This window comes from Psychroserpens sp. (assembly GCF_047633235.1).
Taxonomy (GTDB): domain Bacteria; phylum Bacteroidota; class Bacteroidia; order Flavobacteriales; family Flavobacteriaceae; genus Psychroserpens.
The window spans coordinates 1-9,793 of sequence record NZ_JBLIET010000069.1; the positions used below are offsets into that span (position 1 = coordinate 1).

Sequence of the window (9,793 nt, forward strand, 5' to 3'; positions counted from 1 at the left end):
TATTCCAAACACTTGTCCAACTAGTTCCATTATCATCACTAGCTTCTAAAGCTATAGTCCCCATATTATTAGAACCAAATTGATGATAATTAAAAGTGAATGTTGCTGATGATTGTGCGCTTAAATCAAAACATGGTGAATTTAAAATCGCTTGTTTTGTTGGATATCCTGTGTTATTTCCTGATGCTTCTACAAATACATAAAATGATCCTTGAATTGCATTTGATGGACCAGTTCCATTGGAAGGTGTTCCATTAGCATCAACGGTCCAGTTTAAATCATCTGCTGATGATTGTGTCCAAGCTCCTAAAGTATTTTCAAAACCTTCAGAATAAGGATACGAAGTAATTCCTCCAGAACATCCGTTACCGCCAGTATTTCCTCCCTCAGATAAACCAATATCGTCAATAGCAATATCTGCTTGCCAAGTACCACCTGTAACTCTATTAAAGCGCAATTGTACAGTTGCTCCCACATAAGATGAGATATCAACGTTTGCAGTTAACCACGAATTACCTAGATTCCCTGTGCTACTCCACAACGACGTCCAAGTAGCTCCATTATCATCACTCGCTTCTAAAGCGATACTTCCCATATCTGCTGCACCAAATTGGTGATACTTAAAGCTAAATGTAGCATCAGACAACGCTGATAAATCAAAACATGGTGAATTTAAAATCGCTTGTTTTGTTGGATATCCGGTGTTATTTCCTGATGCTTCAACAAATACATAAAATGATCCTTGTGATGCACTTGATGGTCCTGTTCCACTTGAAGGTGTTCCATTAGCATCCACTGTCCAATCAATATCATCTGCTGATGATTGTGTCCAAGCTCCTAGCGTATTTTCAAAACCTTCAGCATATGGAAAAGAGGTAATTCCGCCTGAACATCCTGATGATGGATCTGATACATTAACTGTTCTCGTAACTTGAGTTGCTGCATTTCCTGCAGCATCACTTACATTATAATTAACTAAGTAGGTTCCTGCAGAATTTGTATTGACTGTTCCAGTAATTACAATGCTTGATGTTAAATTCCCATCTTGATTATCAGTTGCTGTAGCGCCTTGTTCATTATAAGTATCACCAACATTTAAGTTTATAGCTGATGCTCCTATTAATGTAATTACTGGAGGTGTAGTGTCCTCAGTAACAATTACTGTTCTTATTACTTGAGTTGCCGAATTTCCTGAAGTGTCACTTACATTATAATTAACGACGTATGTTCCTGCAGAATTTGTATTTACGACGCCTGTTACAGCGATACTAGATGTCAAATTACCATCGAAATTATCAGTTGCTGTTGCACCTAGTTCATTATATGTATCGCCAACATTTAGGTTTATAGTTGCTGCACCTATTAATGTAATTACTGGCGCTGTCGTATCACTTACAATTACTGTTCTTATGACTTCTGCAGCATCATTTCCTGCAGCATCACTTACATTAAAAGTCACAACATAAGATCCCAATACGTTTGTGTTTACGGTATCTCCTCCAATAATAATACTTTCTGAAATATTCCCGTCAACATTATCAGTTGCTGTTGCACCTAATTCGTTATAGGTATCACCAGGATTCAAATTAACAGTCGAAGCGCCGTTTAATGAGATTACTGGAACTTCTAAATCTGGCCCAGAACCTTCAATAATAACTGTATAATCCTCAACTTCACCATATTGGAAAGTTTCGCATTCCGAAGGAATACCATTATACTTCATTGAAACTCTCATTCTTGTTGCGTTTTCTAACGCGCCATTAGGTATTGTAAAGTTTCCTGTTACCGGTGTATTTTGAGTGGCTGCTTGAGTCCAAACTTGTTCTCCTGCATCTGTAAAATCTCCATCTCTATTATAATCAATCCAAACCGAATACCCCTCACTATACACAGTACCTGTCCATGTTGGAGTCACCGTTATTGTGTATTGAGTGTCTTTGGTTAACGTCGTTGAAACGTTAGTAAAATCTGAATAGAACTGAGCACCAGAAGCATTGTTTATTGTATTTAACTGTACGCGACTAATAAATTCATCATTAGTATTTGTACTTGCAGAATTACAGTAATCCAATTGAACATCTGTTGTTGTAAAATTTACAGATGAACTATATGAGGAATTACTTCCTCCAGAACATTTACTTCTCACTTGTGCTTCATATTGCGTTAATACTGTTAATCCTGAAAGATTAGCAGAAATCCCAGTAACCACGTTGGTAGTCCATGTGGATGACCCTACAGTTCTGTATCGCAGATCATAGGTTGCTCCTGCTACTGCATTCCAACTTACTGTTGCTGTTGAAGACCCTACATTTGAAGCAGATAACCCTGACGGTATAGCTGCATTACAAACCACTTGGCCTGCAATTGTAAAATTAGAATTTGAAATATCAAAGAAAATATTATTAGCCCCGCGAACCATCACTCTATTTTGACTTCCTTGGGTATTAGGCACTACAATATCATGAGAACCATCGTTAGTTACTCCAGAAGCCAAAGCAATTGGGTACGTATCTCCTCCATCAGTCGATAAGAAAATATCCACATTTGCAGCATTTACTCCATTTCCAGTTGTGCCTGCAACATTCCATGTTACAGTTTGAGATGTTCCCGCATTCCAACTCACATTAGTATTTGGTGAGTTGACAACAAAAGGGCCTGCAGTTCCGTTTACGGATACTACCATATCATCACTATTATTAGTTGCTCCACCAACTCTATTATCTCTTACTGTAAGTCTAAAATTCAAACTCCTCGCAACATTAGGAATTGCTTCCCATTGCCAAGATGTCGCCCCAGTTTTTATTGTTGATAATCTTGGAAAATATCTATCAGTACTTGTCTTAGGACTATAAGATCTAAATGCTACGCCTGATGTTGAATTTACACTAGGATTAGTCGTCGCTGCATTATTTTCATCATACTGTTCCCAACAATACGTCAATACATCTCCAGAATTTGCATCGGTTGCTGAGCCATCTAAAACAAAAGCGGTTCCTTTAGGAATCGTGTAATTTAAACCCGCATTAACAGCTGGCACCGCATTACCAGTATTTGTATTAGTTTGGCAACTCGTTGTTTTTATATAATCTGTAATTTGCTCTATTGATCTCGCATGAAAGTAAGGGTCACTATTAGCTTGGACATCTGTAGCTCCAGTAATTCCTGCGTAACCCATAATAGTAGAACCACTACCCGGTTCCATTTGTGCATTGGTACCCTCATTTCCATTAAATGTCCATGTGTGGTTTCCACCAAATTGATGACCAATTTCATGTGCTACATAATCAACATCAAAAGGATCTCCCTCTGGATCAGTTCGCGATGTAAAACCACTACCTTTTTGACCATTCACACAAACACAACCTATACAACCAGCATTACCATTATTAGATGCTCTTGCAAATAAGTGTCCAATATCATAATTAGACTCCCCTATCACGCTCGTTAATGTGGATTGTAATTGTCCATTATAATTTCCTGAAGTTGTATACGGGTCATTTCCTGAGTTGGTATAAATAACATCATCGTTATTTGATATCAGCATCATAGTGACATTAAAATCGTTTTCAAATATCCCATTGACACGAGTCATCGTTTGGTTAATAGCAGCAAGAGCAAGCGCTTTTGTACCACCATGATAAGCTGTGTATTCTCCAGTAGTAGACACTGCTAGCCTATATGTTCTTAAGATAGCATCATCAGCATTACGTTGCTGCATGCCATTATTCATTTCTTTGTTTACCTTTTCTGTAACAGAACACTCAAAATCATCATTAAAATTAATTTTATCAGCTCTTTTAAATGCTGCATAGTGTGATCCATTTGTTGTAAGTGCTTCTATAAATGTGGCAGGCTTATTAGCAGATAACTTCATACTTTGAAACCCAAGAGGTGAGATACTAAACCGAATTACTGCAGAAGGATCATCAATACCTTGTCCTGCATACGATTTAATATTAGGGTAACGCTCTTGAAGCTCAGGGCTTAAAACAGATGCTTCTACTATTCTAAAACTTTCGAAAGTTCCATCCTCATTTGGAAACGTCATTATAGTATTTGAGGACTTTGTGAATTGTCCTCTTTGAGGCGCATTAACCAAAGCTTGTTTAAGACCTTCTAAATTAAGACTAAAAGTGTGTGTTTTTGGAAGCGTCTGTTTGCTAGACTTAATTCTAGTCGTGTTGTCAATTGATTGTCTTTGCCAAAATGTTTTACTTTGTGACATGGCAAAGTTGAAGCTCATAATAAAAATGAGTAGTCCTAATTTTAATTTCATGTGTTGAAGGATTTAATGCTATTAATTTATAAAGAATTTTATCAATGAAATTTAAGTATATTTTTAAAACTATACTTAACGATGCGCTTAAAACTTTAGGTTTTAATTAACATTTACGGTTTTACCGTACATTATTCTCAGATTTAACTTACAAATACTTAAATAATCCAAATATAAGCCCAACCGTTTTTAAAATTTTATGATTATTCAGTTGATCATTATTTCGTGGTAGGTATTAACCTGAAATAATACACATACTTATTCTACCGCTAATTTAATTCAGAAATTGACTACATTTACCTATGCAGAAACCAAAATTGTTAGATATAGAAAACCTTTCAATTTCTTTTTCTTCGGAAGGAATTGATAAAGAAATCATTCATAATATATCCTATCATTTATATGCTAACGAAATTTTAGGTGTTGTTGGTGAGTCTGGTTCGGGTAAGTCTGTATCTTCATTAGCTATTCTAGGTTTGCTTCCGAAAAAAATATCTAAAATCACTCAAGGTTCCATTATGTTTGATTCACAAGATTTGACATCTCTAGGTTCTAAACAATTTCAGAAGATAAGAGGCAACAAAATCGCGATGATTTTTCAAGAACCTATGAGTTCTTTAAATCCATCAATGACCTGCGGGAAACAAGTTATAGAAATATTACTTCAGCATACTAACTTATCAAAAGCCGAAGCTAAAATTGAAACGATATCACTTTTTGAGAAAGTAAAATTACCCACACCAAAACGCATTTATGACGCGTATCCTCATGAAATTTCTGGCGGACAAAAACAGCGTGTTATGATTGCTATGGCAATTGCATGCAAGCCAAAAATTTTAATAGCTGATGAACCAACAACTGCATTAGATGTTACAGTTCAACAGGAAATAATAGTATTATTAAAACAATTGCAACAAGAGGAACAAATGAGTATTATTTTTATCTCTCATGATTTATCATTAGTTTCAGAAATTGCAGACCGCATTTTAGTCATGTATAAAGGAGATATTGTTGAACAAGGTGAAGTTGAACAAGTTTTCAAATTTCCGAAGCATTTATATACGACAGCATTAATCAACTCAAAACCATCCATGGATAGTCGTTTAAAACAACTGCCTACAATTGATGATTTTATAAATAAAACGATGAAGTCTGATGTCGTAACGCCCGAAGAACGTGCTGAAATCCACAACAAAATATATTCTAAAAAACCGCTTTTAGAAGTTATCAATCTTGAAAAAGAATTCCTTTCAAAATCGGGTTGGTTTTCAAAACCAGAAGCCTTTAAAGCAGTCAATAACGTATCTTTTAAATTATATAAAGGTGAAACATTGGGTCTAGTTGGTGAGTCTGGTTGTGGCAAATCAACACTATCTAATGCCATTTTACAATTAGACAAAGCTACTGCTGGTTCCATCTTATATCAAGGTTTAGATATTACCGAGCTATCCAGGTCTGCCATGCGCAAACTTAGAAAAGATATTCAAATTATATTTCAAGATCCTTACGCGTCTTTAAACCCAAGATTATCCGTTGGAAAGGCAATCATGGAACCTATGAAAGTTCATGGTATTGGAGTATCTGAAGATGATAGAAAAGCAAAAGTTTTAGATTTATTATTAAAAGTTGGCTTGGATGAAACTTATTTTAATCGGTATCCTCACGAGTTTTCTGGCGGACAAAGACAACGTATTGGTATTGCTAGAGCTATTGCATTAGAACCTCAGCTAATTATTTGTGATGAGTCGGTGTCTGCATTAGACATTTCTGTACAGGCACAAGTTTTAAATCTACTTAATGATCTTAAAAGTAATTTTGATTTCACCTATATATTTATTTCGCATGATTTGGCTGTGGTAAAATATATGTCTGACCAATTAGTAGTCATGAATAACGGTGAAATTGAAGAAATGGACGATGCAGATGAAATTTATAATAATCCCCAAAAAGAATACACTAAAAGATTGATTCATGCCATTCCAAAAGGGTTAATTAAAACGGATTCTATATTATCTAAGTAATTAAACGTCCGATGCTTTATTCCGTTTTATTAATGATTTAGAAAACTCTTACTTAATTTTATATGAATTTAACACCATAGTAAAATATAGGTTATTCTATATTCTAACTTTAAACCATCAAAAGCATTATGACTTCAAGAATTAATCACATTATCGCATTTCTAAGTGTCATCTTAACTTTAACAGGCAACTCAAATCATAAAAAACAGTCCACTGTGGTAAATCAAAGTAATGATATTATAGACCAAAAAGTAGATTCCTTAATGGCATTGATGACTCTTGACGAAAAAGTAGGTCAGATGAATCTTTATAATGGGTTTTGGGATGTTACCGGTCCTGTGCCAAAAGAAGGCTCTGAAAAAACAAAATATGATCATCTCAGAAAAGGTTGGGTTGGAGGCATGTTGAACGTGAAAGGTGTTAAAAATGTTAGAGAAGTACAAAAAATAGCCGTTGAAGAAACCAGGCTTGGTATTCCTTTAATTATTGGCTTTGACGTTATACATGGCTATAAAACTTTAAGTCCGATACCTTTAGCTGAAGCTGCAAGCTGGGATTTAGTAGCTATTGAAAAGTCTGCTAGAAATGCCGCAACAGAAGCTGCTGCATCCGGAATTAATTGGACTTTTGCGCCAATGGTGGATATCAGTAGAGATCCACGTTGGGGAAGAGTCATGGAAGGTGCCGGAGAAGACCCTTATTTAGGTAGTAAAATAGCTAAAGCTAGAGTGCATGGTTTTCAAGGTGATGATTTAAAGAAAGATAATACTATTGCTGCTTGCGCTAAACATTTTGCAGCTTATGGTTTTGCAGAAGCTGGAAAAGAATATAACACAGTAGACATTGGAACTTCAACGTTGTTTAATATGGTGTTACCTCCATTTAAAGCGGCGTCTGAAAGTGGTGTCAAAACATTTATGAATTCATTTAATGACCTCAACGGCATCCCAGTAAGTGCTAGCAAGTATTTACAAAGAGATATTCTTAAAACCAAATGGGACTTTGAAGGCTTTGTAGTTTCGGACTGGGCATCAATCAACGAAATTATTTCTTGGGGATATGCAAAAGACAAAAAAGAAGCTGCAAAAATAGCCTCTTTAGCAGGTTCAGATATGGATATGGAAGGTCATGTTTATATTCAAGAACTTGTTAATTTGGTAAAAGAAGGTGTTGTAGAAGAAGCCATTATAAATGATGCTGTTAAACGGATTTTAAAGGTGAAATATGAATTAGGCTTATTTGATGATCCTTATAAATATTGCAATACTAAAAATGAAATGGAACGTATTGGTAGCAAAGCACATTTAGAGGATGCTTTGGATATGGCAAAAAAATCAATTGTGTTATTGAAAAATGAAACGCAACTACTTCCCTTAAAAAAAGAAGGGCAAAAAATAGCGCTAATAGGGCCTTTGGCGGCAGATAAAAATAGTCCTTTGGGAAGCTGGCGAACAGCATCAGAGGACCATACAGCGATTTCTGTTTTAGAAGGTATGCAAACCTATAGAGGTAACGCTCTTGAATACTCAAAAGGGATAGACTTAATTATTGGTAAAACCTCTTTTGTTAAAGAAGTCAACATCAATACAACGAATAGAGACGGAATTAAAGAGGCCATTGAAGTGGCAAAAAATGTAGATGTTGTTGTTATGGTTTTAGGGGAACATGGGTTTCAAAGTGGTGAAGCTAGAAGCCGAACTCAACTAGATTTACCAGGACTACAACAAGAATTGCTTGAAGCTGTTTATAAGGTGAACAAAAATATTGTACTTGTTCTAAATAATGGTCGTCCGCTTGCTATAGAGTGGGCTTCTGAAAATATTCCATCCATTGTAGTGGGTTGGCAACTAGGATCTCAAACAGGAAATGCTATCGCACAAGTTTTATATGGGGATTATAATCCCAGTGGAAAACTTCCTATGACGTTCCCTAAAAGTATTGGGCAAATTCCTATTTACTACAATCATAAAAACACTGGAAGAGCTAAAAATGTAGAAAACAATGTGTTTTGGTCACATTACATTGATGAGGAAAATGCTCCACTCTATCCATTTGGATTTGGTTTAAGCTATACTCAATTTGCCTATAAAAATATAATTATCAAAAGTTCTAATTTTTCAATAAATGATGCTGTAAACATTTCTGTGGAAATTTCAAATATTGGCGATTATGACGGTAAAGAAGTTGCTCAACTTTATATTAGAGATTTAGTTGGGTGTGTCATAAGACCCATAAGAGAATTGAAAGGGTTTGAATTGGTCTTGCTAAAGAAGGGAGAAACTAAAACTTTAGAATTTGTCTTAACAAAAAAAGAGCTTGGCTTCTATAACAATAATGGTGATTTTATAATTGAACCAGGTGATTTTGAAGTTTATGTAGGAGGTAGTTCTGATGCGAATCTAAAAAGTGAGTTTACTTTGAAGTAATATAATTCATAACAAAAAAAATCATGCTATTCCTAAAAGGACTATAGCATGAATATTTTTTTCGTTAGGTTTAAGATACTTTTGAGCAATCTTAATGTGTTTTGAAAACCAGATGTAAGCTTGCTTTCGGCACTTGTAGGTTTTGATAGATTTGGGGCAAAAAAAGTCATTCAGTTAAAATTATGATAGATTTGGGGCAAATCATAAAATTAGGTTTTTCAAAAAATATCTTATTCCGATTTGGTTTTGTAAATATCAACTATATTTTCAATTAATCAGCCAAAACACAAAATTAATCGATGAAATACATATTATTTTAACATTTTAGGTCTTATGTGAAGATATTTCTTATATTTAATGTTGTTATAGTTGTATTTAAAAATAAAGAAAGCCACTAAAAAAGTGGCATTCTTTATTCATATCGTTGCTCAATATGACTATTTTAAATTCTACAAATCCATCTCAGGAATATCACCTTCAATTATTAAGGTTCCCTCTGTCGCCTCTTGAATTTCCTTTACCGAAACTCCAGGAGCTCGTTCTAAAAGCTTAAAACCCTGAGGTGTGATTTCAATAACAGCAAGATTAGTTACGACTTTTTTTACACAGGCAACACCTGTTAAAGGTAAAGAACACTGTTTCAATAGTTTTGAAGCTCCTGCTCTATTCGTATGCATCATGGCAACTATAATATTCTCCGCACTAGCAACAAGATCCATTGCGCCTCCCATTCCTTTTACCATTTTACCTGGTATTTTCCAATTGGCAATGTCGCCATTCTCTGAAACTTCCATAGCTCCAAGAATAGTTAAGTCAACATGTTGACCTCTTATCATAGCAAAGCTAGTAGCTGAGTCAAAGAAACTTGCCCCTGGCAATGTGGTAATCGTTTGTTTTCCTGCATTAATAATATCGGCATCCTCTTCGCCTTCAAAAGGAAATGGTCCCATACCGAGCACACCGTTTTCACTTTGAAAATCTACTTCTATATCGTCTCTTACATAATTGGCCACAAGAGTTGGTATACCAATGCCAAGATTAACATAGTAACCATCTTGTACTTCTTTAGC

Annotated in this window: 4 protein-coding genes; 2 read left to right on the forward strand and 2 right to left on the reverse strand. The window is 35.2% G+C overall.

Annotation, left to right across the window (positions count from 1 at the left end):
• On the reverse strand, nucleotides 1-4,276 hold a 4,276-nt coding region (locus ACJAZK_RS14035; protein WP_415224567.1), incomplete at its 3' end, for an immunoglobulin-like domain-containing protein.
• Between the two features lie 302 nt (nucleotides 4,277-4,578).
• On the opposite strand from ACJAZK_RS14035, the gene ACJAZK_RS14040 reads away from it, so the two are divergent.
• Nucleotides 4,579-6,297, forward strand: a complete 1,719-nt coding sequence (locus ACJAZK_RS14040; protein ID WP_415224568.1) for an ABC transporter ATP-binding protein — start codon at nucleotides 4,579-4,581, stop codon at nucleotides 6,295-6,297.
• A 128-nt stretch (nucleotides 6,298-6,425) separates the two neighbouring features.
• Entirely contained in the window at nucleotides 6,426-8,723 is a 2,298-nt protein-coding gene (gene bglX / locus ACJAZK_RS14045; RefSeq protein WP_415224569.1) for a beta-glucosidase BglX, read from the forward strand.
• A 449-nt stretch (nucleotides 8,724-9,172) separates the two neighbouring features.
• Here bglX and ACJAZK_RS14050 read toward each other — a convergent pair.
• Nucleotides 9,173-9,793 (reverse strand): 3-oxoacid CoA-transferase subunit B (locus ACJAZK_RS14050; protein ID WP_415224570.1); only part of this gene is annotated, 621 nt, incomplete at its 5' end.